The sequence below is a fragment of the Thermodesulfovibrionales bacterium genome (assembly GCA_035622735.1).
Classification (GTDB): domain Bacteria; phylum Nitrospirota; class Thermodesulfovibrionia; order Thermodesulfovibrionales; family UBA9159; genus DASPUT01.
In genome coordinates this window covers 1-26277 of record DASPUT010000191.1, presented here as the reverse complement: position 1 = coordinate 26277, position 26277 = coordinate 1, and the positions used below count along the sequence as shown (strand labels likewise).

Genomic DNA, 26277 nt, shown 5'->3' with positions numbered 1-26277 from the left:
CTTTCACTCCGAAAGCGGAAGCTGTGAGGCTATCTGCAGATCCAATATCAAACCAAGTCGTCTGTCGATCTGCAGGAAGCGCACCACCTTCTTGGCAGGGAGAATTTTTTCGAAGATCGGAATAAACTTCTGCCTTAATTTAGCCGCAGCTTCATCCACTTCCAGCCAGCTATCTATTAACTTCAGAGCCTCGGCATCCGTCAAGCTTTTATTGCCTTCCATATACTTTTTAATGATGGCAAATTTCGAATCGTTGATCTTAATCGTTTCAGCTGTATAGTCATCATATACTGGCCAGAATTTCTCCGCTTCGGCATCGGTCAACTGCATGTTTTGTGCGACGACCTGCTTCTTCTCCGATCTCAGGTCCTTTCTGAGCATCTGTATGTCCTCGTCCGATAATGTCGGGGCCGACGCTCCTCGCGCGGGCAAAACGTCATGACTCAACATAAGCACTCCTACAAGCAGTAGTACCGTGATAAAGGTCCTCTTCATTTCTTCTTCCTCCTTTACATAGATTTTCCCTGCAGAGGGTAACGAATCACAGCTAACTTTCTCCGGGTTTCGGCTCCATTACTCTACGCCCCCTTTTTATCACAGAACAGGCTGACTGTCAACAAGAGAGAGGTTAGATGTTCAGATGATGCAGTCTGCTTCTGAGGTACAGGCGACCAAGGCGATGTCACCACTATGCCATACATCAGTTTCCAAGTGGACGTTAGCCGCAGGCACCCACGCAACGTCCAGGGAGAAGAAGGAGCGTTGTGCCAAAGTTACAGGCGAGACCGTTTATACCGTGGTGTATTACCTCAATGAATACTTCGAAGGAAATTGGAAGCCTCCAAAATGAACACCGTCGAAAGAAACAGCCCATTGCGTGGAGTGCCATGGGCCGGACGACATGTGGCATTCCATGGGGGGAATGAACCACCAGCGGGGGCATATGGAGTGTCTGCTTTGTCACCAGGACCATACGAAGATGTCCGCAAAGTAAAATCGTTCGGTCAAAAGATACTCTTTCGAGCAGGAATAAGGCGGACTATCCCGCCCTGGAGGGGTGTGGTCGACTGTTAATGAGGGAGCACTTTCCCGTCTCTGTAAGTTGACAGGTCCGTCTCTCATGGTAAACTTGATTGTAAGGAGCTGTTACATTGAACCATGGGTCTGGGGCTGGCGGCCGTGGCTATTCAGGTTGTGATCTTCGAACTGATAAAACTCGGAAGGTGCCGTCGTCGCTGGCCATTTACAAACCTATGCAGTAGAGGGGGGTACATCATGAAGCGTAGAGCGATCGGTTTCTTCCTGTCAGTTTTGTTAATGTTGCCTGCTGTGGTTGGTGCGGTCTCGGAAAAGGAGTTTGAAGTTCGGACGACCCGGGACCTCATAAATATCTGTAGCGCGGCTCCGGATGATCCTTTACACACCCAAGCAGTCAACTTCTGCGAAGGGTATTTGGTGGGGGCGTTTCATTATTACCAAGCCTCCACTGTTGGACCCAAAGCGTCCAAACTGATCTGTTTGCCGGATCCGCAGCCGTCTCGAAACGATACCGTCAAGATGTTTATCGAATGGGCCAAAGCACATCCGCAATATGAGAAGGATCTGCCAGTAGAGACCGAGTTCAGGTTTCTGATCGAAAAATGGCCGTGCAAGCCCTAACTCGACCATGACCAAAAACTTTAAGATTACCCTAAGGAGGAAGTCATGAAGATTATTTCAGTCGTAGTTATTCTGACATTCGGTCTTGCGCTCTGTGGATGTGCAGGCATGTCTGACACCCAGCAACGAACAATGAGTGGAGGTGTTATCGGCGCCGGTGGAGGCGCAATAATCGGGGCCATGGCCGGCAATGCGGGTCTGGGAGCTGCGATAGGAGCTGCTGCCGGGTTGGCTGGCGGCTATATTTACGATCAGAACGAGAAATCAAAAGAGTCTGCTTACCGGGAAGGGTACAAGGCCGGCCAGCAGGGTCCCAAGGGCCAATAGCATCTGCCTCTTGGAAAGGTCGGTAGGCAACCCTCAAAGGCGAGGGAGACGTTGTAGGTTGTTCCTTTCAAGGCTTGACTGCAGATGGAGATGAGGGCGGGATGGTATATGGAAATCCTTCTTAGTATCTGTCTCGGAATAGGATTAAGCGCGGCCTGCGGTTTCAGGGTCTTTGTGCCTCTCCTGGCAATGAGCATCGCTTCTCTTTCAGGACATCTGACCTTATCTCATGGCTTCCAGTGGATTGGAACATACGCCGCCTTCACGGCGTTTGCAACTGCCACAATTCTTGAAGTCGCGGCATACTACATCCCCTGGGTTGACAATCTCATGGATTCCATTGCTGCACCGGTTGCGGTTGTTGCCGGTACTATCGTTGCCGCGTCGAGCATCATTCAAATGAGCCCTCTGATGAAATGGACTCTCGCAATCATAGCCGGGGGCGGAACGGCAGCAATATTCCATGGAGCTACGGCACTTGTAAGAGGCGCGTCAAGCACCGTTACAGGGGGCTTAGGCAATCACGCTGTTGCGACGATTGAACTGGCAATTGCGGCAGGCCTTAGCATAGTGGCAATAGCCCTCCCGCTCCTGGGCGGCTTGGTCGTTCTCGTCTTTCTTTTTCTTGTGGCAAGAAAAGGTTTTCGGAACTTCTTGAGGCAGAGGCGGGCTGAGGCTACATAGTTTCGGTCACCGGGGATAGTCTCCTGTTTTTTTTTCGGTTAGAAGGTGTTTCTGAAATGCAGGTGGGGCGCTCGAATCGAGTCTCATTCGAGTCTTTTTATCATCGGTTCTTGAGAAAGGAGAAGAACGATGCACATTATTTGGACGATTCTCGTTGGGTTTATCGTTGGCGTCATAGCGAAGTTCATCCATCCCGGGAAAGAGAATATGGGGTTTATCATCACAACCCTCCTCGGCATCGGAGGCTCGGTTCTCGCAACCTATGCCGGACAGGCGCTGGGCCTCTACAAGGCAGGTGGAACGGCGGGGTTCATCGGGGCGATTATCGGAGCTATCATAATCCTGGTTATCTACGGGTTCATTGTGGGAGCGGCTCGTTGAGCCGCTTTTGTTCCGATCTTGCTCTCGCTTTTTCCAGAGGAGATCGACAGTGAACCGGGCATGCAGAGCAACAAAGGTATTGGCACAGCGGAGAGGGTCATTCTCGGGAATCCCAGCAGTTACAATTTCGTTAACCGCTGTTCTGGGGCTCCCCAGCATGATAGGCTTAAACAACATATAGTAAAGCACTGGGAGGACGCAAATAAAAGGGCAGATTTGTTTAGCATTGTTGACTCTGATGTTGGCTCTACCAGCAGGGCTTGCTTTTGCCGAGTCAGTTCAGCCGGAGCGAAAAGCGCCCGAATCATGTAAGGAGGATGTGAAGAAGTTTTGTCCCAACGTTGCCAGCAAAGATATCATTAAGTGCTTGAACGAACACAAAGAAGAGTTGACTAAGCCATGTAAGGCCGATCTCGAACAATGGATGAAAGAACGTTTGAAGGAAAAAATACCATCTCCTTTGGGCAAATGATATCTACGGGTAGAGACTGTATACAGGCGGGAATGAACGATATTTTTTTTCTCAGCGTCTAACTACTAGACTTCTGACCGCAGCTGCATCAGATTGAAAAGGGGCCTGGACGACCAGGCCCCCCAAGCTTGCAGCCTTTTTGTAACCCTCAGCCTTGCTTCCTATTTTGAGTTGTGAAGTGGCTGTTGAATCGATCAGTAAGTACTGCCTTACAAGACAAAAAAGAACCGCCTTTTCCCTTCTCTTGTCAGGAAGTTAGAAGGCGGTCTCTTAATCTACGTCTTTCTACTGAACTCTCCGCTTTTCCCGCCGCGTTTTTCGATGAGCATGATATCCTTTATAGTCATCTCTTTGTCCACGGCCTTACACATATCATAGATCGTCAAGGAAGCGACGGAAACCGCGGTTAATGCCTCCATCTCGACGCCTGTCTGGCCAACGGTCTTCACCCTCGCCTCGATATCGAGAGAGCACCGCGTTTCATTAAGGGCGATATCGACTATTACTGAAGTGAGATTCAGGGGATGACAGAGGGGGATGAGCTCGCTCGTCTTCTTCGCCGCCATGATGCCCGCAATCCGTGCGACAGCAATTACATCACCTTTCGGAATCGCCTTGTCCCGAATGAGCTGTAAGGTTTCGGACTTCATAGCGAGAGAACCCCGTGCAACAGCCTCTCTCACTGTGGCTTCTTTCCCGGATACGTCAACCATCCGGGCCTTTCCTTCCTCGTCCATGTGCGTAAACGCCTTCATCCCCCTATCCTCGACATCGACTTCAGTGACAACAGGTCAGTGCGTTCAGGGATATGGTGTCCTTCGGGCTTGACTTCTATCGCGAGTCTGAGAAGGCGTTCTATCTCCCTGTCCGATGAGAAGCTTCTCAGCGCAGGCTTCAGGTCGATCTCCGTCTCGGAAAAAAGACAGGGTCGCAGCCTGCCGTCGGCAGTGATGCGGAGCCGGTTGCAGTCTCCGCAGAAATGATGGGTCAGGGCGCTGATGAATCCGATAACGCCGGGAGCGCCTTCGAACCTGAAATACCGCGCCGGCCCTGTCTTCCGGAGCCGGAGGGGGATCAGCGGGCCGATCCTTTCGGCGACCGATTTTATCGTATCCGTCGAGATGTACTTCTCTTCGCTCCAGAGATCCTTCGCACCGATCGGCATGAACTCGATGAACCTCACGTGGTAGGGCGCACTCAGGGTCAGCCGGCCAAAATCTTCAATTTCGTCTTCATTGAGAAACTTTACCGGCACCATGTTTATCTTCACCGGCAGCAATCCCGCATCTTCAGCCGCCCCTATACCCTGCATCACCTGGTCGAGTTCGCCGCCGCGCGTGATTTCCCGGTACCTGTCCGGCCTTAAGGAATCGAGGCTGATATTGACACGGTTCAGACCGGCATCCGCAAGCTCCCTCGCATACCGCTCGAGGAGCGTGCCGTTCGTCGTGAGGCTGATGTCCTCAATGCCTGCTATCGACCGAAGGGATGAAACGAGACGGGAGACGTTTCTCCTGGCGAGCGGTTCCCCCCCCGTAATCCGTATCTTCCTCACCCCGAGGCCGGCGGCGATGCCGACGACCCTGACGATCTCCTCGTACGATAAGATCTCTCTGTGTTCGAAGAGATCGATCCCGCCGGCGGGCATGCAGTAGACGCACCTGAGGTTACATCTGTCGGTGACGGAGATGCGGAGATAGTCTATGGTTCGATCGAACCTGTCCCTGAGCCCCATGCCCCTGCTTCTTCAAGAACGTTTCGACTTCGTCTTTGCCGGTTTTTTATCCATCTCTGCTATCTTCTTCTTCGCCATGTCAGCCTGCTTTGTATCAGGGTACTTCTCGATGAGTTTCTGGAAGATGACCTTTGCCGTCTTGTTGTCGCTGAGTTCGCTGAAGGAGAGGCCCTGTTTATAAAGGGCACCGGCCATCTTCTTGCTCTGTGGATAGGACTTGATCATTGATTCGTAAGCCAGGATGGCGTCTTCATAGTTTTTCTCGGCGAAGTAGCTCTCGGCTATCCAGAACTGAGCGTTCTCGGCCCGGCTGTCCTTTGGGAACTTCTTCAGGAATGCGGCGAACCTGTCTCGTGCCTCTCTGTACTCCTTTTCCTCGAAGAGGCTGTAAGCGGTCTCATAGGCCTTGACAGGGTCATCGTCGATTTCTTCGGGGACCGTCTTCGGCGCTTTGACGGCATTCTCTTTCTTCTGCTCCCTCTCCTCTTTCTTACTCGCCTGGGCCTCTGCAGCTACACTATGGGAAGTCGTTTCCGATGGCTTCGGCAATCGCTCGCTCAGCTCCTTCACGCGCGTCTCGAGGCTGTTGATCTGGGATCGCAGCAATTCCCTCTCGGTCGCGGCGTCTCTCAAGGTCTTTTCGATGAAGAACTTATTCTCGTCGAATCTGCCCGAAAGTACCCGCACGTCTTTTGAGAGATCGGAAACCTGGGAATAGAGGGAGGTCTGGCTCTCCCGGACGGCGTTGAAGGTTTCTTCCTTTGCCGCACCGGTGACCTGCTTCTTGATGTCCGTCATATCCTTCTTGAGCTCCGACGTATCTTTCTTCAACTGGATGATGTCACGCCTCGACGCATCGAAATCGGTCGTCGAAACACAACCGGACAGGATAAGAAGAGAGAAGAACAGGAGAACGACAGCCGAACGGGACGTCATATCACTTCTTCTCCTTGAGAATGACGAACTGGTCTCTTCTGTTCTTTGCCCAGCATTCCTCCGCATGTTCGGCGCAGTGCGGTTTCTCTTTCCCATAGCTTATCGTCGAGATGCGTGAAGAGGGAACGCCGAGTGAGAGGAGATAATCCTTTGCCGCCTTGGCCCTCTTGTCTCCGAGGCCGATATTATATTCTGAAGTCCCCCTTTCATCGCAGTGGCCCTCGATGAGCACCTTCGTCGTCTGGTTCTTGATGATATAATCGGCTACCGATTTGAGGACCGACTTTCCGTCTTCCCGTATGTCGTACTTATCGTAATCAAAATGTATGTCGGGAAACATGCCGGATACCTCTTCCGTCTTCGAGGGAACCTCTTTCGATTCGACCTTGGCCATCTGCTGTTCCGTAATTTTCTCTTTCGACTCTCCTTCCTTACCCATCTGCTCCGTCCCGGTCGGCTGCGTTTCCGTCGGTTTTACTGCTTTCTTCTCGGCGCAACCGAAAGCGACCAGTGCCAAAATGACAGCCAGGAAAAGAATTCTCTTCATCGTCAACCTCCTCTGTAATGTATGCTGCGATTAGTTACTAGGAAACAAAAAAACATTTTTTACACTATTAGCATAGTACGAAGAGCCGTCACTGTCAACAACCGGAATGCCTAGAATCGAGAAGGGCATCTATCAGGACCCGCTCAGGATGAGAGAGGCGGCGTAGTTACTATTATTATTAATATTAATTTATATTAATCTTAATCGGGCGACCAGCGAGGGCCGAAGGCCTTCACGCCTCTCGGCGTAACCCGTTTTTGGGCCTCTCCATTCGCCCTCATGATGTAGACAGCCCTTTCTCCATCCCTGTCCGACGTGAATACGATGAACCTTCCGTCAGGAGAAAAGGAAGGGTCTTCGTTACTCCCCTTATCGGTGAGCTGCATGGTGTCGGAACCGTCCGGACTTATCGTGAATATCTGATTCTTGCCCCCCTGTCTGCCCGAAAAGACGATCCTGTCACCCTTCGGAGACCAGGAGGGGGCGGTATTATAGGACCCGCTAAAGGTGAGCCTCCTCACATCATACCCGTCTTTTCCCATGATGAATATCTGAGGGCTCCCCTGCCGGTCGGAGACGAAGGCGATGCGGCTGCCGTCAGGCGATATCGCAGGGGTGACATCCACTCCCCGGGATGAAGTCAAGCGCGTCAGCTTCGATTCAGAGATGCGGTAGGTATATATCTCCTGATTTCCCCCCGCGGATGACGAGAGGCCAAACTCGTTCGCGTCGGGAAAGAAATCGCCGGCCATATTGGTCCCTTTGCCGGAAAAGACATTCTTCTCTGTTGATTTCCTGAAATCGAGGAGATAGATCCCCCACTGCCTGTTCCGCTCTGCCGAATAGAGAAGACGAGACCCGTCTCTCGACCATCGCGGGCCGAGTAACACGGAGGCCTTTATACCGGGTTTCGTCGTCCGCTGGCCGTCCCAGTCCATGAGGGAAAGTTCGTCGCGGTCTTTCTGCCGGGTAATGAATGCTATCCTCGTTCTGAAGACACCCTTCTCCCCCGTTATCTGGTAGTAGATATCATTTGCGATGGTATGGGCGAGGGGACGCGAGAGGGTTGCATCGGCCTGATATTCCTTTTTGAATATTTCTTTGCCCTCCAAAGTATCGTATACGGTGACCGTCGAGACGAGATTCTTGCCGCCCGTGACATTCCCTTTCACTACGATGTCAGCGCCGAGTGGAGACCAGTTTCTGGCTTGAAATGGCTGTGACGAAGTCTCTATGAAGGCACTCCTGTCAAGGGTCAAGAAGAGTCCGGTAAAGTCGAGATCGTCCGTGATGACATCAGACATCTCCCTGCCGGAGGGTCCCGAGAATTCCGGTATGGCGATGGGGAGTTTTCTCGACGCGGGCGATGTTATGTCGATGTATATCTTCGCTTCTGCAAAGGACCGCAAAGAAATGAAGAGGAGTAGCGACAGGCAGACCGCAAAAACCATCTGCCTCTTCATAGGCATATGCAAGCGATGGCCCTTAATCACCCGGGAAAAACCTCACACCGATCTCCATCTCATAAGGAGGCGGGGTGACCGGGCTTGCCTGAGTAATCGCCCTCAGTCCGGATCGATCAAAGAGCGGATTGCCTGAGCTCTTTTCGATTCCGATTATCTGGAGAGACCCGTTTTTCAATATCCGTATCGAGACGATCGCTTCGATTCTCCTGTCCTTCAATAACTGAGTGGGGAATTGCCACTGCCGATGTATTTCCTCTCCTACACGGGCGGCATAGTCTTCTGTCAGGGAACCTCTCGGTTGCCCCGCCGCTTCCGTGGAAGGACCGATCTTCGCCTCTTCTTTGCCGGTCTTCACGGAAATGATGCCCCTCAATTTCGCAATCCTCTTGATCTTTCCCATTTCCCTTAAGGCTGCGATTCTGTCTTCCAAGAGTTGTTCATCTTGTTTGCTCGGCGCCTTGGTGACTTCCGGTTGCTTTAGCGGCACAGGCCGCTTTACGGCCCTATCCGCAACAGGGGTCTTTACTGCCGTCGGCGTTGCGCTTCCCGCAGTCGGCGTTGCCGCTCCGGGACTGACGAGGTTCACGGTATAAGGGGAGGGCATAGCAAAATGGTTTGACTGCCTCATGAGGATGAGCGCTATACCGAACAGGGAGACGTGGAGGACGGAGGCGAGGATTGCAGAGCGCTGGAGCGATACCGCACTCATTTCAGCTGTATTGCTGGCTCGGTAATCATGCCGAGTTTTTCTATCCCGGCATCCTTTATTTCACCCATGACCTCAACAACGAGACCGTAGGGTACTGATTTATCGGCTTTCAAGAATACGTTAGGGTTCAGTTTACTTATCGACTCGAGTTTCTTCTTCATATCCGTCACGGATACGGGGTTGTCATTCAGATAGATCGTTCCGCCCGATTTTATGATGAGGGTTATTCGTTCTTCAGGCGGGAGGTCTTTGCCCTTCGCCTTGGGGAGGTTCACATCGATACCCTGCTGGAGGAGGGGAGCGGTGACCATGAAAATAATGAGCAGGACGAGCATGACATCCACAAGGGGTGTCACATTTATCTCCGACATCGCTGTCCTGCCTCTTTCGGCCTTCATGCCGTCTCCTTCGAAAAGAAGTCGAGGAGCTCTTCCGAGAAGTCCTCCATCTCGATGATCATCTTCCGCGCTCGGCTGAGGTAATAGTTGTAAGCCACGACCGCCGGGATTGCGGCTGCCAGTCCGGCCGCCGTTGTTATCAGCGCTTCGGCAATGCCGGGGGCCACGACAGCGAGCGATGCGGTGCCGGCGGCTCCGATTCCCCTGAAGGCATTCATGATCCCCCAGACGGTCCCGAAGAGCCCTATGAAGGGTGTCGTGGAGCCCGTCGTCGCAAGGAAGTTGAGGTACTGCTCGAGTTTTGCGACCTCGAGCGCTTCATATCTCCTGAGGAGCCTCTTTATCTCATCCCTGTCTACACGCCCCTCTTCCGTATAGACGGATCGGAAGACATTCGCGAGAGGGCTAAGGGTAAGGTTCTTCGCCGCGTGAAAGAGCCCCTTCGTATCACGTCCTGTTCTGAAGACTCTCAGGAAGGATTCGGATTCTGCAGCTGCCTTGAAGAAATACCGGTGCTTGAAGAAGATTATTGCCCAGGAAAATACGGAAAAGAAGAGGAGGATCAGGAGAACCGCCTTCACGACATACCCTGCCTGGAGAATCAACTGTAGCGCTGTATCTTGCATGCCAACCTCGTATGCCAAAGTATTTACGATAGCTACATGAGATTAAAAGAAATTCCCCAAAAAGTCAAATCTCATTCGGGGAAAAAGAGAGGTGTTAAAGGACGGTTTTTTTCGTTATTCGATGATACTGGATGCTGATTTCATAGGAGACAGACGCATGATCGGTCGAAACGGTGTCGACCTTCCCTCTGCACGTGAGCGTTCCCTTCCCCGACTTTTTGCGTTTCTTGATGAGGCCCGAGATGATCGAGCTCAAGTCGAAGCCGCCGTTATCGCACCCTTTTATCATGCATTCCATGTTGAAATAGGCGCAGTCTGCCGGAAGTAAATGAACGGTACGCACCATGAGAATCGGATTTGTAATCTTCTGGTAATAGGTCAGATGGATCATGATGCCGGAAACCCCGGGAAAGCGCTCCGAAATCAGGCCTGCTGCGAGCCTGTTCTTCTTGGCCAATTCCATCTTCTCTGTATACTGTTGTCGTGGGTTCATGTTCTCCTCTTTTTGCGAAAGGCCCCCGCCTTCAGGCAGTCTGAAAAAAAAGACCCCAAAGCTAAAAGTCTTTGCGGCCTCTTCGTAAACATACAAAAACTTTATCTATTATCGCATCTTCCGGAGCAAAAAGTCAATTTTCCCTTGCCCTAGGGTTTCCGATTCTCTCTGTTAGCATTCCCCTTGTCGACCATGGTATAATGAATCACTATTCGGAAGCAGGGAGGCTGTTTTGGGAAAGCATGCGGGTGCGTTTAAGAGCAACAAGAGAAGAAAAGAGCTGTTGCGCCAGAAAAAACAGGAAGAGAAACGACAGAAACGCTTCAAGAAGGACGAGGTGCCTCAACAGCCTGTCGAAACAACGGATTCAACAGATTCGGGCGAATTAACGACGAATTCTCTCGACTCCGAAGAGGCGAAGAGAGAAGACGAGTCAGCATGAATCCCGGGCTCACTTCTTCCGTTAACCCGGGTCATTTTATCGAGGCAGAGTAAGACCGGGGACTTCCGAGCTCCAAAGACTCTGTCACTAGGTTACTCCCTGAATAGAACTGCTGTTGTGGTCTTTGCCACGCCTTCACAAAGAGATTATTGATTGAGTATTCGTCGGATTAAGTTGACACTGCAATATGACGGCACTGCGTATAACGGGTGGCAGGTGCAGCCAACCGGCATAACCGTTCAGGGTCTGCTTGAAGAGGGCATAGGCAGAATCACCGGAGAGAGGGTGCAGGTGGTCGGTGCCGGAAGGACAGACACCGGTGTACATGCGTTGGGCCAGGTTGCGTCATTCGATTCCTCTTCCTCGCTTGATATCCCTGTCATCAAAAGGGGCGTGAATGCCCTGCTTCCGGCTGATCTGAGAATTCTTGAGGCCTCGGAAACGGCTGCTGATTTTCACCCGCGATACGGAGCACTCCGCAAACGATATTTCTATCTCATAGCGAATTGCGAGGTTCTTCCCGTTTTTATCGGACGGTATGTCTGGTGGATAAGGAACCCTCTCGATCTGGAGGGCATGAGGAGAGCGGCAGGGTTTATGAGGGGGAGCCGCGATTTTTCGTCTTTCCGGGGTGCCGGATGCGGTGCAAAGAGTCCCGTTCGCGAGGTCTATTCCATTGAAACGGAGATGCTTGAGGGAATGGAAATGTTTTTTACGCGGATCAGCGGCAGCTTCATAAGGATTTCGATCGAGGCCAACGGGTTCCTGAGGCACATGGTCAGAAACATCGTTGGGACATTCGTCGAAGTCGGTACGGGCAGAAAGAATCCGGAGGCGGTAGGGGAGATACTCGAAGCGAGGGACAGAAGGCTTGCCGGGCCAACGGCGCCCGCAAAAGGGCTTTTTCTTGAAAAGATCTTCTATGCATCCAGCTGATCTATCCTAGAGCTCCTCACCTTCCACCTTTTCCATTTCTTCCTTCTTCTCCTGACAGTCCCTGCAGTAGATGGCAAAGGGCAGGACCTTCAGCCGCGCGCTGTTTATCGCTTCGCCGCACTCTTCGCATGTGCCGTACGTGCCTTCCCTGATTTTCCTCAAAGCCTCGTCTATCTTAAGGAGAACTTCGCGGTGCGCCGCGAGACGTCTGAGGTTGATATCTTCAGAGAGGTCGATGACAGACCAGTCGCCGTCGTCGAGGACGGTCTCAACGAGCTGTCGCGTCTCGCCCTTTATGTATTTGGCAATCTCCGATTTCGCCTCCCGTACGATTTCTTCCCTGTTCCCGATCAACTGTTTTTTCAGGAGTTCTTCCTGGGTCACCTTCCGGGAGGACGTTTTGGGGGCAGCGCCGGCGACCTTTGTTATCCGGGTCGAGGATGCCCTCTGCGGCCTTTTCCTGGTTTTCACCGCCTCTGCAGGTTTCTTCCTGCCCCGCGATGCCGTCCGCGCCGGTTTCTTTATCTTCTTCGTCTTCGAAGCTGCCGGTGCCGGCTTCTTTGCCGATGTCTTTTTCCGGACCTCTTTTTTCTTCGTCTTCGGCTCTTTCTTTTTGAGTGACGTGGCAGGTTTCTTTACCATGGTTACCCCTTATATCGTTTCTCTTTTTTTTCCATGAACCGGTCTGGAAGAAATAATTCCCTTATTCCCCTGGCTTCACCGGTTCCTGATTTTTTTCCTCTTCCTTGTAAACTTCGACGATGCTCCTTATCTGAATGCCCGCCTGTTGCAGTGCCTTCTGGAGATCGGCGAGCTTGGCATCCTTCACCTTTACGAGATAATTTACATTCACCTTAGACCTCCATGATCTCGATCTCTTTGTGTTTCAGCATCTCGTCAACCTTTACGACGTACGAGTCAGTCAGTTTCTGGATCTCGTCGTGGAACTTCTTGACATCATCCTCGCTCAGATGCTGCTCCTTTTCGATCTTCTTCAATTCATCGTTAACGTCTCTCCTGATGTTCCGTACGGCCACCTTCGCCTCCTCGGCTCTCTTCCTCACGATCTTCACGAGCTGCTTCCGTCGTTCTTCGGTGAGCGTCGGAATGCCGATCCGTATCGTCTTCCCGTCATTTGACGGTGTGAGTCCGAGGTCCGACTTCATAATGGCCTTCTCTATCTCAGAGATTATTCGCTGCTCCCAAGGCTGAATCGCGATCTGCCGGGGATCGGGGATGCTGAGGCTTGCGACCTGCTGGAGCGGTGTTGGCGTCCCATAGTAATCGACGACGATGCCGTCGAGCAGGGCGAGGGAAGCCCTCCCGGTCCGAACGGAAGCGAGTTCCTTCTTGAGGGCCTCTATTGCGCCCTCCATCCTATCAACGCCTTTTTTTCTGAGTTCCTTCTGCATGGTTACCCCCAACTAAGGTACCGACTTTTTTCCCCTGAACAATCTTTTTAATATTCCCCTTCCCTCTCAGGTTAAATACCATAATCGGAAGGCTGTTGTCCATACAGAGGGAAATTGCGGTAGAGTCCATGACGGACAGTCCCTTCCTGAGGACCTCCATATAGGAGATGGTGCCATATCTCTTCGCCGATGGGTCTTTTATCGGATCGGAGGAGTAAATCCCGTCAACTTTTGTCGCCTTGAGTATTATCTCGGCGCCGATCTCCATCGCCCTCAGGGCGGCGGCCGTATCGGTCGTGAAATAGGGATTGCCGGTCCCTGCGGCGAAGATGACAACCCGCCTCTTTTCGAGATGCCGGATCGCTCTCCTCCTGATGTAAGGCTCGGCCAGTTCCTGCATCTCTATCGCTGACTGGACCCTTGTTTGGACCTTTATCTTCTCGAGTGCATTCTGGAGGGCGAGCGCATTAATCACGGTGGCGAGCATTCCCATGTAATCGGCAGAGGCGCGTTCCATTCCCTTTACGCTCGCCTCGACGCCTCGGAAGATGTTCCCCCCGCCGATTACCACGGCAACTTCGACCCCCATCTGCACAATTTCCCGTATCTCGGAAGCCATATCGTGGACCACGGCGGACTCGATGCCGTACCCTTTTTCGCCCATGAGGGCTTCCCCGCTGAGCTTCAGGAGTATCCTTTTATAACGGAGGTTCTTCGTCATTGATTATTGATAGAGAGACCTATGCTTCCGACTGCTGAATGACTTACGAACGTTCTCCTACCTGGAATCTGGCAAAACGTCGGACGACGATATTCTCTCCGAGCTTCGCGATCTTTTCAGTAACGAGGTCCTTTATCTTAAGCTTATGCTCGGGGTCCTTGATGAACACTTGATCAAGGAGACAGGTCTCATCGAAAAACTTATCCAGTTTGCCGTCGACGATTTTTTCCACGACCTGTGCGGGCTTATCGGCGACCTGCGCCCGGTAAATGGCCTTCTCGTTTTCGATGACGTCCTGGGGCACCTCTTCCCGTGAGACATAGGTCGGATTGGCAGCAGCGATCTGCGCAGCGATATCTTTCACCAGAGTTCTGAAATCGTCCGTTTTCGCGACAAAGTCGGTCTCACAGTTTACCTCCAGGAGGACCCCGATCTTATGCGTGTGATGGATATATGAACCTATAATCCCTTCGGCAGCGGTTCTCCCTGCCTTTTTTGTCGCGGTTGCGAGACCCTTCTGTCTCAGTACCGTCAGGGCCTTTTCGAAGTCACCGGCGGCCTCGGTGAGTGCCTTCTTGCACTCCATCATGCCGACCCCGGTCTTTTCTCTCAGTTCCTTGACCTTATCCGCTGATATCGTCACCGTGACACCTCCGCCTTAGTATCCGCAACGCCACGGGGACTCTCGAGTGCCGCGTCTGCGAGGGCCTCTGCGGCCTCTTCCTGTTCCACCTTCTCCTCTATCGCTGCCTTTTCTGCCTCCAGCGAAGCGGCCTTCGTGGCACTCTCCTTCCCCTGGAGAACCGCCTCCGCCATCTTCCCCGTTATCAACTTTATCGCCCGAATCGCATCATCGTTCCCCGGTATCACATAATCCACCTCGTCGGGGTCGCAGTTCGTATCGACGACGGCAACGATCGGAATAGAGAGTTTCTTCGCCTCGGCGATGGCGATCTTCTCCTTTTTGGGGTCTATAATAAAAACAGCTCCGGGCAGCACAGGCATTTCTTTCATGCCGATCAGGTTTCTGTCGAGCTTGGTCCTCTCTTTCTCGAGAGCAGCAACCTCCTTTTTTGAGAGGGCCTCATAGGTCCCGTCTTCTTTCATCCTTTCGATGCTCTTGAGACGCTCGATGCTTTTCTTAATTGTAGCGAAGTTCGTCAGCATCCCTCCGAGCCACCTCTGGTTTACAAAGAAAGCGCCGGCGCGCCGGGATTCGTCTTGGATCGCGTCCTGCGCCTGCTTCTTGGTCCCCACAAAGAGTATCGAACCACCCTTAGCAGAGGTATTCCTGACGAAGTGAAATGCCTCTTCGAGGCCCTTCAGGGTCTTCTGAAGGTCAATGATATAGATACCGTTTCTCTCTCCGAAGATATAGCGTTTCATCTTCGGGTTCCATCTCTTCACCTGATGGCCGAAATGGACTCCGGCCTCAAGCAGCTCCTTCATCGTCGCAACCATGTCTTCCTCCTCCGGTTTTTTCCTCCGCCCCTTCCCCTTCACCCTCTCAGAGGGACCGCGAAGGGAATAGTTGAGGGCGTGCGTGTTTTTACAGGCTGTAAGCTTAGCACAGGGCCGGTCTTTTTTGCAAGGCAGAACGGGAAAGGGAAACGTAGTCAGTTTGCCGAGATACTTATAGAGAGAAGAACCCGGTTTGGGCAAAGAAAACGTCAGGGGAAAGACACTGATGAGAAGGCCAATTTTTTGTTGCATTTTGTCTGTAAAGTTGCTATATATATAGCTGTTTAAGCAGGTATCGTGCGAGAATCGCCTCTGGCAAGGGGCGTCCGGGCGATACGTGGTGCTATAACAGCGGCTGAAGGTGAGCCGGGAGATACAGTAGGGAAACTGAAGAAGCATGGAGGTGCAGGGCATGATCGTATTGAGAAGCATCTTTTTATTCCTCTCAGTTTTGACGATTGCGCTTTCAGGGTGCGAATCGCTCAAGTCCGCAAAACCCATCCTGCCGATGAAGGAATACGAAAAGATGATCGTGGGAAGGATTGACGCGAATTACGTCGGTACCCAGACGTGTCTTTCCGCGTGCCACTACCATGACCAGATAAAACGCGATTTCGATGCGAGCACCATGGGAGCCCAGCTTTCGCGGAAATCCGGCATGCCCTTGGTGGACTGCGAATCGTGCCATGGGCCGGGGAGCCTTGCGATTGAGGGGATAACCCCGGAGAAGGTCGAGATGGACGCAAAGGAGGGCAAGAGGACCGCCTGTGAGTATAAGACCCTCGTTGATATAAAGAATCTTCCCGCAATAGCCCAGTCTCTCATATGCCTTAAATGCCATGCTGCCAATGCGACGTTCAATCTCCACAACTGGAACGCAAGCACCCATGCGATCAGCGATGTTTCATGCTTCTCGTGTCATAATGTCCATCAGGGACCGGATCTTACGGTCAGACGGAGGCAGACCGCGACGATGTGCGAGGGGTGTCACGGTGCGATCTTCGCATCGTTCACCCTGTTGAGCCACCATCCCGTTCCGGAGAGAAAGATTTACTGCACCGACTGCCACGACCCTCACGGCTCGATTAATGAGAAGTCCTTAAGAAAGGCGACCATCAAGGAGTTATGCACCCAGTGCCACGCGGAAAAGCAGGGCCCTTTCGTCTTCGAGCATGCTGAAACTACCGAGGACTGCAGAACCTGCCACAGCGCGCACGGCTCGGTATACAGGAACCTGCTCACCGTGGGAGAGCCTTTCCTTTGCCTTCAGTGCCATTCGGGACACAGTACATCGTCTGCGAGAGCCACGCTGGGAAGCAAAGGGGCGTTTTATACGAAGTGCACAGATTGTCATTCCCAGATCCACGGCACGGACCTTCCCTCTGCAAGCGGCAGGGGATGGTTCACCCAGTAGGAGGGAGAGATGAAAAAGATATCCTGTATCGTGTTTCTCGTGTTGATGATTCTTGGGAGTACCGTGCCGGCTCAGGAGACCGATTCTGGAGAGGCTGTTCCTGAGGTGAAGGCGCCGGAGGTTGCTCCCGCGGGTCAGGAGATGACTTCGGAAGAGCGTCCTGCAGAAGAGGTCTATACCTTTCCGAAGATAAAGCCTGAAATCTCCCTTTTCGGGGGCTACCGGTTTGTAAATGTGAACGGCTCGCCGACGGCCGATCAGTATGAATATCTCCACAACTCCCTTGCGGGAGGCGGAGAGTTGAGGGTCTTTTCCTTTCCGAACAGGCTGCATCTAGATGTCGATGTGAATAATGAAAAGGACTATTACGGAGACCTCAGTTATTCCTACAAAGACCTCATCCTCTTCAGGGGAATTAGCAGGTCGTTATTCCAAAACCTTCCGAATATTCTGCTCATAGACCTTAATCCGGTTCCCATACCCACGGCTCCCACCGTTGATGTAAGGGATCCAGGTGTGGAGTACGGGGTGAGGACCGGAATCAATACAGCATCCCTGAGGTTGAAGATGCCCGATTTTCCCCTCCACTTTTACGTCGATGGCGGCCTCATCGAAAAAAACGGGTTAATGCAGCAGCTCTTCCTCGGGGGGTCCGGCAGCTTTAACAATATCGTGAGGGTTTCACAGGCGAGGAATATCGACCTCGACACGAAGACGTTCACCATCGGTGCGAACAGTCATCTCGGGCCGATAGAGATCGATTACGCCCACGGTGAAGAGAGATTCAGTCCCGGGGGGCAAACCGTTCTCTATGATGCCTATAACGCTTCGTTGGAAAGGCCGGCGGGGGTATTTCCTCACAACCTCATACCCGGTTTTGATGGTTCCTCCAATACCGTCAAGATCCATACGAACTATACCGGGGGTCTAGTCTTGTCTGCAACGCTTACACAACTGGAAAGCAAGAACAACGATAGCGGCGCGAAGGCTGATTATCTCATCGGCTACGGCGCGGTAACCTGGGTTCCGATGCCCCAGCTCGCGGTCTTCCTGAAATACAAATACCGCGAAGCCGACATCGACAACCCGGCGTTGGTTTCGCTGACCGACATAACGAATCCGGCGAACACCTTTATCTATCCTGTAAAACCCTCTATTTCATCAATAAACAATACCATCTCCGGCACCGTGAGGTACAAGCCGTTCTCGCCGCTGACCCTATGGGCGAATTACACCTACGGGAGTACGACGAGGGAAAATGCAGCCTTATGGAACCTCCCGGTATCTACGTACAGCAACGTCGCATCATTCTGGGCCGATGTGCGGCTCATGAAGAATTTGACACTCAAGGCACGATACGTCTACACGAGTGTCGACAATCCTCCTGTGAATACCGTTCCCAATAATTCGAATGCAGGTTCGGTACAACTTTCATGGATACCCGTGCCCGCAGTCAACGCACTCTTCACGTACAACATATCGAGCCAGAAGAGGGACGACCTCAGTTTTACCGATACCACTGATGCGTTGAACAGGTCTGTGAAGGTCAGCAGCGTTGTGGGGAGTGTCACGTTCCTCATCCTCAAAGACCTTTCTGCTACGGCGAGTTATGCCTATATGCACAATAATACTACGCAGGATATAGCCTTTCAGGACCTGGCCAGTAATGTTAATGTAGACCCCAACGTTCCGTTTGAGGATATGACGCACAATTATGGGCTCACGCTCACCTATCTTCCGAAAGAAAACTTGAACCTCAACGCAGGGGTGAATTATACGACCAGCAGCGGCGGATTCTTCCCGTCCGACCCCGCTCTCCTTCAGCCGGTCTCCGTTGCGGCGTTCTCTCTGCTGAATACGCGGGAGACGCTCTTTTTTGTCTCGGGAGAATACCGGTTCAAATGCGGTTATGCGCTCGGTCTGCGGTACCAGTACAGTGATTTGAATAATGTCAACAACAATCCTTACGGTGACGTGCAAGACGGCAGGGCTCAGATCATTTATGTAACGCTCGCGAAGAGGTGGTAATGGTGACCGATATCGGGGACGCTGAAACGGTGATTGAAAAAGTCGTGTCGAAGTGCGGAACTGCTTTGTTCCTGTCTTTCGTGCTCGTTATCGCCATCCTGGGAACAGCGTTCCCTGTCGTTGCAGCCGAAAAGACGATCGGCGTGATCATGACGGGTAATATCCCCTATTACAAAGACATCCATAAGGGGCTCATCGAAGGCCTGACCGAAGAAGGCCTCTTCGCTGCAGGGAAGGTCGATGTCGTTGTCCAGAGTCCCACTCCGGAAGTGATGTCATGGACAAATGCTGCGCGGAAACTCGTTGCCGTCGGCTCCTCGGTCATCATCGCCTACGGTGCCCCCGCTACCATAGCGGCGATGGGTGAAACGTCCGACATCCCTATCGTTTTTGCGGGTGTTTATGACCCTCAGGCGGTCGGCGTAACGGGAAAGAACGCAACGGGGGTGAGTTCGAAAGTGCCTGTGGCGAGTCTGATCAAGAATCTGAAAAGCATAGGAAATTTCTCGAAACTGGGGGTCGTTTTCAACGACGTCGAGAAGGATACCGTGGTGCAGGCGAACGAGGTGAAGCAACTCGAAGGTTCTCTCGGATTCCAGTCGGTGCGGTTTAATATCAAGAAGGCCGAGGATGCTTCGAAGATAGCGAATATTGAAGGCCTCTTTCTCACCACGGGCTGTGCCGCCATGCACTGCGTCAATAACATTGTTGTTGTGGCACGGAAAGCGAAGATACCGACGGCCGCGACCATCGAGGGCGGCGAGGCGAGCGGCGTCATCCTCACCCTGGCGGCGAACCCTTCCGAACAGGGCAAGGAGGCGGCGAAGATGGCGGCGAAGGTAATCAAGGGGGCGAAGCCGTCTGCGCTTCCTGTGGAACAGCCGAAAAAGATCGATATGATTATAAACCTGAAGGAGGCGACTGATATGGGACTCAAGGTACCGTTAGATCTGCTCACTTCGGCGACGAAGGTCATAAAATGAAGTCGGGGAAACTTCAGAAGAAGGCGGTCTTGGCTGTTGCGGGCATACTCTTTCTCATCATCGGAGTGAATACCGCTGTCCTCACCTATGTTGCCTCGAACAAGTATAAGAATGCTATTCTTGCCAAGAGTAACGCTGTGGGCGACTCGCTGCAGAGGGACCTCGGCAGGGCGCTGAGTCTCGGTGTTCCGCTCGAGTCGATAGACGGCGTGAACGAGAAACTCCAGGAGTTGATGTCACGGGATAAGGCCGTGGGATATGCCATGGTCATCGACGCAAACCGCAAGGTCCTCTTCCACACTCAGCAATCAAGCCTGGGCAAAGAGTTAAAGGACGATGTGTCGGCGAAGGCTGCGTCCTCGACCAAGATGCTCACGCAAAAGGCCGGTTCCTTTTATGACCTCTCATTCCCTCTGACCAATGCGGAGGGGAAAATAGCGGGCGCCCTTCGTCTCGGGATTAAGTCGGAGGAGATCAATTCTCAGCTCTACGCGCTTCTCTTCTGGGCGCTCGGGATCTCGGCGGTGAGTTTTCTCGTGTCACTCATCGTCGTATTCTTTTCGATCTCCCGGTTTATCACCTTGCCGATCATGGGCATGGAGAAAGCCGCCGAGAGAGTCGCCGCCGGTGACCTCACGTCGGCGGTCACCATCAGGGGTAACGACGAGATCGCGTCTCTCGGCAGCGCCATAAACAGGATGGCCTTCAATCTGAAGGACATGCTTTCGAAGATACGAAATGTCACGAACGGCGTTTCCCAGGTTACGGCAAACATCGTCACCTCGTCGCAGAGCGTCTTGGCCGTCGCGGACCTCCAGAAGCGTACCATCGAAGTAACTTCCGTCGCGATCTCCGAGATGAACGATTCTACCTCGAGCGTAGCGGTGAGCGCGGAGAGCCTCTCCGATTCGGCAGTAGAGACATCATCTGCGATGATGCAGATGGCGAAATCGATCGAAAGTGTTGCCGATAACGCGAATGTGTTTTATGAGTCGGCGCAGGAGACTGCCGCATCCATCGAAGAGATGATATCCAGTATCAAGCAGATCTCGCAGAGCCTTGAGAACCTGTCGTTATCGTCGGACGAGATAGCGTCTTCCACTTCCGAAGTGAACGCGACGGTCAAGGAAATCGAAGATCACGCGAATAAATCTGTCGAGCTGGCCGAGAAAGTCATGACGGACGCCTCCGACAGGGGAATCAGTGCCGCGAATGCGGCGATGGAAGGGATGGAAAATATCCGGAAGAGCGTCGGCGCCCTCTCCGATGTCATAAACGTCCTCGGCAAAAGATCCGGGGATATCGGAGAGATCCTCAACGTCATAGACGATATCGCGGACCAGACACATCTTCTCGCACTGAATGCGGCCATTCTCGCTGCGCAGGCGGGGGAGCACGGCAGGGCCTTCGCCGTTGTCGCCGATGAGATAAAGAGCCTTGCCGAGAGGACATCGGTCTCGACAAAGGAGATAGCGGAACTGATTACCTCTGTGCAGGACGATACGAGGTCGAGTGTCGAAATGGCGGGGGAGGGCATTCGGACAGTCGAGCAAGGCCTGAAGCTTGTGCAGGAGGTGAACACTGCCCTCGGGGGAATAGTAGAGAGTTCACAGGTCGCGACGGAGATGTCGAAGGCGATACAGAGAGCGACATCCGAGGAATCACAGGTTATCAAGCAGATAACCGAGGCTACAAAGGGCATGTCGAAGCAGGTCGAAAACATCTCCGTAGCATTGCAGGAACAGAGCAGGGGGAGCAGGTTCATCATCGATGCGACGGAAAAGATGAAGGAGATTTCCCATCAGGTGAAGATAGCGATAGGCGAACAGAAAAGCGGCAGCAAGCAGATAGCGGGCGCCATAGAGAACGTCACGCAGCAGGCGGGCCAGATAGCAAAGGCTACGGGCAGACAGAAGCAGAAGAACACTGAGATTGTTCAGTCTATGGACAAGATTCAGAATACGACGGGCAACTTGATAGATTCGGCCGACGCGATGAGCGCGGGGATAAGCTCATTGAAGGAAGAGGCCCAGAATCTTCTCCTGGAACTGCAGAAATTCACCGTCTGAGCATCCGCATCCCTCATTCGATCTGGCCGGCAGGGCGAACCTTCGCCTTCGCTGCGGCATGGTATGGTAGAATAGTCTCTCATGGAAGATGTTTACAGCATAAAACTCCCTGCCTTTGAAGGTCCCCTTGATCTGCTCCTTCATCTCATCAGGGAGAACAAGATAGACATTTACGACATCCCCATAGCGCTCATTACACACCAATATCTCCAATATATAGGCATGATGAAAGAACTCAATCTCGATATCGCCGGCGAGTTTCTCCTTATGGCTGCGACACTCATCCATATCAAGTCGAGGATGCTTCTTCCTGTGGATGAAGAGGTGGAGAAGGAAGCGGAGGAAGACCCGCGATTTGAACTCGTCCAACGGTTGCTTGAATACCAGGCGTTTAAAGATGCGACATTTACATTCAGGGAGCGGGAGGAGGTCTGGAGCGACGTCTTCTTCCGGAGCCCCTCGGTCGGCGAGGTGCAGGGGAAAGAGACGTCGTCTGAAGACGGCCTGTTCGCTGAGGGTCTGGACCACGGAAAGGAACCGCACCTTTTCATGACCGGGGAGCCGGAGCTTGAGGGCCTCAACCTCTTCGAGCTGAGCATCGTTGATCTCCTTACCGCATTCAAGAAGCTCCTTGACAAGGCTCCGCCCGAGACTGTCTCCATAACGAGGGAGACGCTGACCGTTAAAGACAGGATATCTTCCATCATCGAAAGGCTTGACAATCAGAAGGCCGTGCGTTTTGAGGATTTGCTCGATGGGAGATTAACACGCTCATTTCTCATCGTGACCTTTATCGCTATCCTTGAACTCGTGAGGCTGGGGCTTGCGAGGGCCTACCAAGAAAGGGACTTCGGAAACGTGTGGATAATAAGGAGACGGGAAGCATCAGACGAAGCCTGAGCTGCCGGCTCCGCATCCCGATGGCGAATTCTCTGTGCCTGCCGGCAATAGAGCAGTAGCACCTGATGCCTCACTGCGCTCCCCCTCATACCGGTTCCTCTCCGTCACGTCATGCCGAGACCTTCGGCGAGGAGCTCTTCCCGAAGTCTGAGGGCGGTCCAAATCGGAGGAAATTTTCGGAAGAAATTTATGGTATAATTTCTTGAAATCGGAGAAGCATCGATCGCAGTATGAATTATACCTTTTCTCATACAAGGGGGTTAGCGGAATGAAAGTTATCCTGAAGGAAAACGTGAAAAGTCTCGGGACCATGGGCAGTGTCGTGGATGTGGCCGACGGGTACGCGAGGAATTTCCTCATACCGAAGAACCTCGCCGTCGAGGCGAATGTCAAGAATATGAGGTCCCTGGAACATGAGAAAAAGAAGATTGAAGAGCATGCACGGAAGATCAGGAACGAGGCCCAGGATCTCTCGGAAAGACTGTCGAAGACCGCCGTCACCTTGATCGCAAAGGCGGGAGAGGAAGAGAAGCTTTTCGGTTCCATCACGACGATGGACATCGCTGAAGCGCTGAAAAAAGAGGGGTTCGATGTCGACAGGAAGAAGATCATCCTCGATGAGCCGATCAAGAGACTCGGCTCGTACTCGGTGGGGGTGAAAATCCATCCCGAGGTCGTTCCCCAGATAACCGTCCATGTAGTCGCGGAATGAGGGATTCTGACCTAACCCTTGACCGGCTCCCTCCTCAAAACCTCGAAGCGGAGCAGTCCGTTCTCGGGGCCATCCTTCTCGACAACGAGGCCATTTCAAAGGCGCTTGAGATCCTTTCCCAGGATGATTTCTATCGTGACTCCCACCGGAGGATATTCGACGCGATGGTGGAACTCTATGAAAAGAATGAAGCGATAGACCTCATCACGGTTACCGATACCCTGAAGAGGAGGAACGACCTCGATGCGGTCGGAGGCGTCACGTATCTCTCGAACATAGCCGCGCAGGTCCCGACCTCTGCGAATGTGCGGTATCATTCGAAGATCGTCAAGGAGAAGGCCCTCATCCGAAGCCTGTTGAGATCGACGACGGAGATCGCTGCGAAGGTCTATGAGTCCTCACTCGAGGCCGATGAACTCGTCGATTATGCCGAGAAGACGATATTCGATGTCTCCGACAGGCGGACGAAGACCTCGTTTTTTCCCCTCAAGGAAGTGATAAAGAGCAGCTTCGAGATGATCGAGCGCCTCTATGACAGGAAGGAGGCGGTCACGGGCGTACCGTCAGGATTCAAGGAGCTGGACGAGCTGACAACGGGGTTTCAGCCGGGCGACCTCGTTATCATCGGCGGCAGACCGTCTATGGGCAAGACGGCGCTGGGTCTCAATGTCTCACAGCATGTCGCTCTCGAGATGAGAGAACCTGTCGCCATCTTCAGTCTCGAGATGTCGAAGGAACAGCTTGCGATGAGGATGCTCTGCGCGGAGGCGATGGTCGATTCCAACAGTGTGAGGAAGGGGTTTATCAGAAAGGAGGACTGGCATAAGCTCACGAGCGCTGCCGGAAGACTTGCTGAGGCACCTATTTATATAGATGATGCATCGGGCACATCGGTCCTCGAGATGCGGGCAAAGGCGAGGCGGCTTAAGGTTGAGCATCACGGCGGTCTCGGCCTTGTGATGGTCGATTATCTCCAGCTCATGAGGGGCAGGGGGAGTTTCGAGAGGAGAGAGCAGGAGATATCGGAGATATCCCGCTCTCTGAAGGGGCTCGCGAAGGAATTGCATGTTCCGGTCATCGCCCTGAGCCAGCTCAACAGGGCGGTGGAACAGCGGGGGGAGAAGAAGCCGACCCTCGCCGATCTGCGGGAATCGGGCGCCATCGAACAGGACGCCGATGTCATCATCTTCCTCTACCGGGATGAGGTATACAATAAGAACAACCCCTCGAACAAGGGCGAGGCCGAGATCATCATAGCGAAGCAGCGTAACGGTCCTACCGCAACGATAAAGTTAACCTTCCTTTCGAAGTGCACACGGTTCATGCCGTACTCGGAAAGAGAATACCATGACGATTCCGAGGAGGTCTTTTGACCGCTGCGATCCTCTCGGGCGGCGAAAACAGAAGGATCCCCCGTCTGAAGAGTCTTCTCACTGTCGAGGGGCGGACGATTATCGAACGCACCATCGATGTTCTGGGAGGGGTCTTTGACAGGGTCATCATCAATACCAATGAGCCCGAGTATTTCTTCCATTTCGGCCTTCCCATGATCGGCGACCTGAAGAAGGAGCGGGGTCCGTTAACGGGCATATTCTCTGTTCTCGTGGCGACGGGAGAGGATTCCGTCTTTTTCGTTGCCTGTGACATGCCCTTCCTCCATGAGGGGCTTTTGCGGCATATGGCTGACGCTTATAAAGGGAGCAGTGATGTCGACGCAGTTGTCCCCGTCTTCAGGGGTATGACAGAGCCGCTTGTCGGCATTTACACGAAGAACGCAGTCGCCATCATGGAAGGGATCTTCAAGGAAGAGAAGAGAAGCCCCGGTGAGCTGCTGAAAAGGCTGAAGGTGCGCTACATCGACGAGGAGACGGTCAGGGAAATTGATCCCTCGGGCAGGTCCTTCGTCAATGTGAATACACCGGAAGACTACGAAAGGATAGGAGGTGTTCCATGTTTGGGTTAGGGATGCCGGAATTGATCGTCATACTCATAATCGTGCTCGTCCTTTTCGGCGGGGCAAAGTTGCCCGAAATCGGAAAGGGTATCGGCCAGGCGATACGGAACTTTAAGAAGGCGACTTCAGAACCCGATGAGATAGATGTAACACCAAAGAAGCCCGTCGAGGAGAAGAAGGAGGAGAAGAAAGAGGAGTCGAAGTGACGGTCAGCTACCCGTCAGAAGGGTACTCCCGTTTATCGGACAATGCATAGGGGAGCTGTTGCGGATATAGATCTTGACGCCCTTTCCCACAACCTGAATGTCGTCAGGACCCTCTCCGGTGACCGCGGCGTAATAGCGGTGGTGAAGGCTGATGCTTACGGTCATGGTGCTCTTGGAGTTTCGGGGAGGCTTGAGGCCGAAGGCATTTCCTGTCTTGCCGTGGCGTATACGGAAGAGGCCCTGACCCTCAGGAGCGGGGGGATTCATTCCCCGATACTTGTCCTTTTCGATAAGACCGACGGAACGGAGTTTTTTGAATACAATCTCATTCCTGTCATTTATGACCTCGATTCCGCGGTGAGGTTTTCCGAAGAGGCAAGAAGGAGGAACCGGCCCCTTGATGTCCATGTCAAGGTTGATACGGGGATGGGGAGGCTCGGCCTCAACAGCGAGAATGTCCTGGACGATATCCTCGCCATCTCGAAGATGGATAGCCTGAATATCGCGGGGCTGATGAGCCATTTCTCCGATACCTGTTTCGGTGGTGATTCCATTGCGGGCGAGCAGCTCAGAAAGTTTGTGGCCCTGAGGGAAAGACTGCTTCCC

Annotated in this window: 32 protein-coding genes; 16 read left to right on the top strand and 16 right to left on the bottom strand. The window is 52.9% G+C overall.

Annotated features, from left to right (window positions below; translation table 11 throughout):
* Positions 1–3: 3 nt before the first annotated feature.
* The gene (locus VEI96_10340; GenBank protein ID HXX58387.1) at positions 4–495 is read right to left on the bottom strand and encodes a hypothetical protein; all 492 of its coding nucleotides are present in this window, start codon (positions 493–495) and stop codon (positions 4–6) included.
* A 780-nt stretch (positions 496–1275) separates the two neighbouring features.
* Here VEI96_10340 and VEI96_10335 point away from each other — a divergent pair.
* From VEI96_10335 to VEI96_10320, 4 genes are all read left to right on the top strand, one after another.
* Positions 1276–1659 (top strand): Rap1a/Tai family immunity protein, encoded by a 384-nt coding sequence (locus VEI96_10335; GenBank protein ID HXX58386.1) that lies wholly within the window; start codon positions 1276–1278, stop codon positions 1657–1659.
* 45 nt (positions 1660–1704) lie between these two features.
* Positions 1705–1986, top strand: coding sequence for a YMGG-like glycine zipper-containing protein (locus VEI96_10330; GenBank protein HXX58385.1), 282 nt, complete (start codon positions 1705–1707; stop codon positions 1984–1986).
* Positions 1987–2094: 108 nt separating this feature from the next.
* On the top strand, positions 2095–2670 hold the full coding sequence (locus VEI96_10325) for a DUF4126 domain-containing protein (protein ID HXX58384.1): 576 nt from the start codon (positions 2095–2097) through the stop codon (positions 2668–2670).
* A gap of 129 nt (positions 2671–2799) precedes the next feature.
* A complete protein-coding gene (locus VEI96_10320) occupies positions 2800–3051 on the top strand; it encodes a GlsB/YeaQ/YmgE family stress response membrane protein (GenBank protein ID HXX58383.1) in 252 nt (83 codons plus the stop codon).
* A gap of 747 nt (positions 3052–3798) precedes the next feature.
* Here the strand turns inward: VEI96_10320 and moaC are convergent.
* The 9 genes from moaC to VEI96_10275 all read right to left on the bottom strand — a co-directional run bounded on the left by moaC (position 3799) and on the right by VEI96_10275 (position 10433).
* The gene (gene moaC, locus VEI96_10315; protein ID HXX58382.1) at positions 3799–4278 is read right to left on the bottom strand and encodes a cyclic pyranopterin monophosphate synthase MoaC; all 480 of its coding nucleotides are present in this window, start codon (positions 4276–4278) and stop codon (positions 3799–3801) included.
* Positions 4275–5258: a GTP 3',8-cyclase MoaA gene (moaA, locus tag VEI96_10310; GenBank protein HXX58381.1), complete on the bottom strand. Its 984-nt coding sequence runs from the start codon at positions 5256–5258 to the stop codon at positions 4275–4277. The genes moaC and moaA overlap by 4 nt, the downstream gene beginning before the upstream one ends.
* A gap of 12 nt (positions 5259–5270) precedes the next feature.
* A complete protein-coding gene (gene ybgF / locus VEI96_10305; protein HXX58380.1) occupies positions 5271–6194 on the bottom strand; it encodes a tol-pal system protein YbgF in 924 nt (307 codons plus the stop codon).
* 1 nt (position 6195) lies between these two features.
* Complete coding sequence (pal, locus tag VEI96_10300) at positions 6196–6741, bottom strand: peptidoglycan-associated lipoprotein Pal (protein HXX58379.1); 546 nt, start codon at positions 6739–6741, stop codon at positions 6196–6198.
* Between the two features lie 200 nt (positions 6742–6941).
* Positions 6942–8192 carry a Tol-Pal system beta propeller repeat protein TolB gene (tolB, locus tag VEI96_10295; GenBank protein HXX58378.1) on the bottom strand — a complete coding sequence of 417 codons (1251 nt, stop codon included), beginning with the start codon at positions 8190–8192 and terminating at the stop codon, positions 6942–6944.
* A 34-nt stretch (positions 8193–8226) separates the two neighbouring features.
* Positions 8227–8916, bottom strand: a complete 690-nt coding sequence (locus VEI96_10290; GenBank protein HXX58377.1) for a TonB family protein — start codon at positions 8914–8916, stop codon at positions 8227–8229.
* The gene (gene tolR, locus VEI96_10285) at positions 8913–9314 is read right to left on the bottom strand and encodes a protein TolR (GenBank protein ID HXX58376.1); all 402 of its coding nucleotides are present in this window, start codon (positions 9312–9314) and stop codon (positions 8913–8915) included. Before tolR ends, VEI96_10290 begins: the two co-directional genes overlap by 4 nt.
* A complete protein-coding gene (gene tolQ / locus VEI96_10280) occupies positions 9311–9940 on the bottom strand; it encodes a protein TolQ (protein ID HXX58375.1) in 630 nt (209 codons plus the stop codon). The genes tolR and tolQ overlap by 4 nt, the downstream gene beginning before the upstream one ends.
* A gap of 94 nt (positions 9941–10034) precedes the next feature.
* Complete coding sequence (locus tag VEI96_10275) at positions 10035–10433, bottom strand: hypothetical protein (GenBank protein ID HXX58374.1); 399 nt, start codon at positions 10431–10433, stop codon at positions 10035–10037.
* Positions 10434–10665: 232 nt separating this feature from the next.
* Between VEI96_10275 and VEI96_10270 the strand changes: the two genes are divergently transcribed.
* Together VEI96_10270 and truA are read left to right on the top strand one after the other, a co-directional pair.
* Positions 10666–10875, top strand: coding sequence for a hypothetical protein (locus tag VEI96_10270; GenBank protein HXX58373.1), 210 nt, complete (start codon positions 10666–10668; stop codon positions 10873–10875).
* Between the two features lie 153 nt (positions 10876–11028).
* Entirely contained in the window at positions 11029–11811 is a 783-nt protein-coding gene (truA, locus tag VEI96_10265) for a tRNA pseudouridine(38-40) synthase TruA (protein ID HXX58372.1), read from the top strand.
* A gap of 6 nt (positions 11812–11817) precedes the next feature.
* Here the strand turns inward: truA and VEI96_10260 are convergent, their stop codons facing one another.
* From VEI96_10260 to rpsB, 6 genes are all read right to left on the bottom strand, one after another.
* Positions 11818–12453, bottom strand: a complete 636-nt coding sequence (locus VEI96_10260) for a TraR/DksA C4-type zinc finger protein (GenBank protein ID HXX58371.1) — start codon at positions 12451–12453, stop codon at positions 11818–11820.
* Positions 12454–12514: 61 nt separating this feature from the next.
* Positions 12515–12664, bottom strand: coding sequence for a hypothetical protein (locus tag VEI96_10255; GenBank protein ID HXX58370.1), 150 nt, complete (start codon positions 12662–12664; stop codon positions 12515–12517).
* A gap of 1 nt (position 12665) precedes the next feature.
* Positions 12666–13223 carry a ribosome recycling factor gene (gene frr / locus VEI96_10250; protein HXX58369.1) on the bottom strand — a complete coding sequence of 186 codons (558 nt, stop codon included), beginning with the start codon at positions 13221–13223 and terminating at the stop codon, positions 12666–12668.
* The gene (gene pyrH / locus VEI96_10245) at positions 13192–13944 is read right to left on the bottom strand and encodes a UMP kinase (protein ID HXX58368.1); all 753 of its coding nucleotides are present in this window, start codon (positions 13942–13944) and stop codon (positions 13192–13194) included. Before pyrH ends, frr begins: the two co-directional genes overlap by 32 nt.
* Before the next feature lie 43 nt (positions 13945–13987).
* Positions 13988–14587, bottom strand: coding sequence for a translation elongation factor Ts (gene tsf, locus VEI96_10240; protein ID HXX58367.1), 600 nt, complete (start codon positions 14585–14587; stop codon positions 13988–13990).
* A complete protein-coding gene (gene rpsB, locus VEI96_10235) occupies positions 14584–15405 on the bottom strand; it encodes a 30S ribosomal protein S2 (protein ID HXX58366.1) in 822 nt (273 codons plus the stop codon). The genes tsf and rpsB overlap by 4 nt, the downstream gene beginning before the upstream one ends.
* Positions 15406–15817: 412 nt before the next feature.
* Here rpsB and VEI96_10230 point away from each other — a divergent pair, with 412 nt between their 5' ends.
* The 10 genes from VEI96_10230 to VEI96_10185 form a co-directional block, all read left to right on the top strand.
* On the top strand, positions 15818–16819 hold the full coding sequence (locus VEI96_10230) for a DmsE family decaheme c-type cytochrome (protein HXX58365.1): 1002 nt from the start codon (positions 15818–15820) through the stop codon (positions 16817–16819).
* Between the two features lie 9 nt (positions 16820–16828).
* Positions 16829–18847 carry a hypothetical protein gene (locus VEI96_10225; GenBank protein ID HXX58364.1) on the top strand — a complete coding sequence of 673 codons (2019 nt, stop codon included), beginning with the start codon at positions 16829–16831 and terminating at the stop codon, positions 18845–18847.
* Complete coding sequence (locus tag VEI96_10220; GenBank protein ID HXX58363.1) at positions 18847–19830, top strand: ABC transporter substrate-binding protein; 984 nt, start codon at positions 18847–18849, stop codon at positions 19828–19830. Before VEI96_10225 ends, VEI96_10220 begins: the two co-directional genes overlap by 1 nt.
* Positions 19827–21899 (top strand): methyl-accepting chemotaxis protein, encoded by a 2073-nt coding sequence (locus VEI96_10215; protein ID HXX58362.1) that lies wholly within the window; start codon positions 19827–19829, stop codon positions 21897–21899. The genes VEI96_10220 and VEI96_10215 overlap by 4 nt, the downstream gene beginning before the upstream one ends.
* 81 nt (positions 21900–21980) lie before the next feature.
* Positions 21981–22799: a segregation/condensation protein A gene (locus VEI96_10210; protein HXX58361.1), complete on the top strand. Its 819-nt coding sequence runs from the start codon at positions 21981–21983 to the stop codon at positions 22797–22799.
* A gap of 268 nt (positions 22800–23067) precedes the next feature.
* On the top strand, positions 23068–23511 hold the full coding sequence (gene rplI / locus VEI96_10205) for a 50S ribosomal protein L9 (protein ID HXX58360.1): 444 nt from the start codon (positions 23068–23070) through the stop codon (positions 23509–23511).
* Entirely contained in the window at positions 23508–24884 is a 1377-nt protein-coding gene (dnaB, locus tag VEI96_10200; GenBank protein HXX58359.1) for a replicative DNA helicase, read from the top strand. The genes rplI and dnaB overlap by 4 nt, the downstream gene beginning before the upstream one ends.
* Positions 24881–25474: a molybdenum cofactor guanylyltransferase gene (locus tag VEI96_10195; protein HXX58358.1), complete on the top strand. Its 594-nt coding sequence runs from the start codon at positions 24881–24883 to the stop codon at positions 25472–25474. Before dnaB ends, VEI96_10195 begins: the two co-directional genes overlap by 4 nt.
* Positions 25462–25671: a twin-arginine translocase TatA/TatE family subunit gene (locus VEI96_10190; GenBank protein ID HXX58357.1), complete on the top strand. Its 210-nt coding sequence runs from the start codon at positions 25462–25464 to the stop codon at positions 25669–25671. The genes VEI96_10195 and VEI96_10190 overlap by 13 nt, the downstream gene beginning before the upstream one ends.
* A gap of 42 nt (positions 25672–25713) precedes the next feature.
* Positions 25714–26277, top strand: a 564-nt coding sequence (locus VEI96_10185; GenBank protein HXX58356.1) for an alanine racemase, incomplete at its 3' end; no start/stop codon positions are given.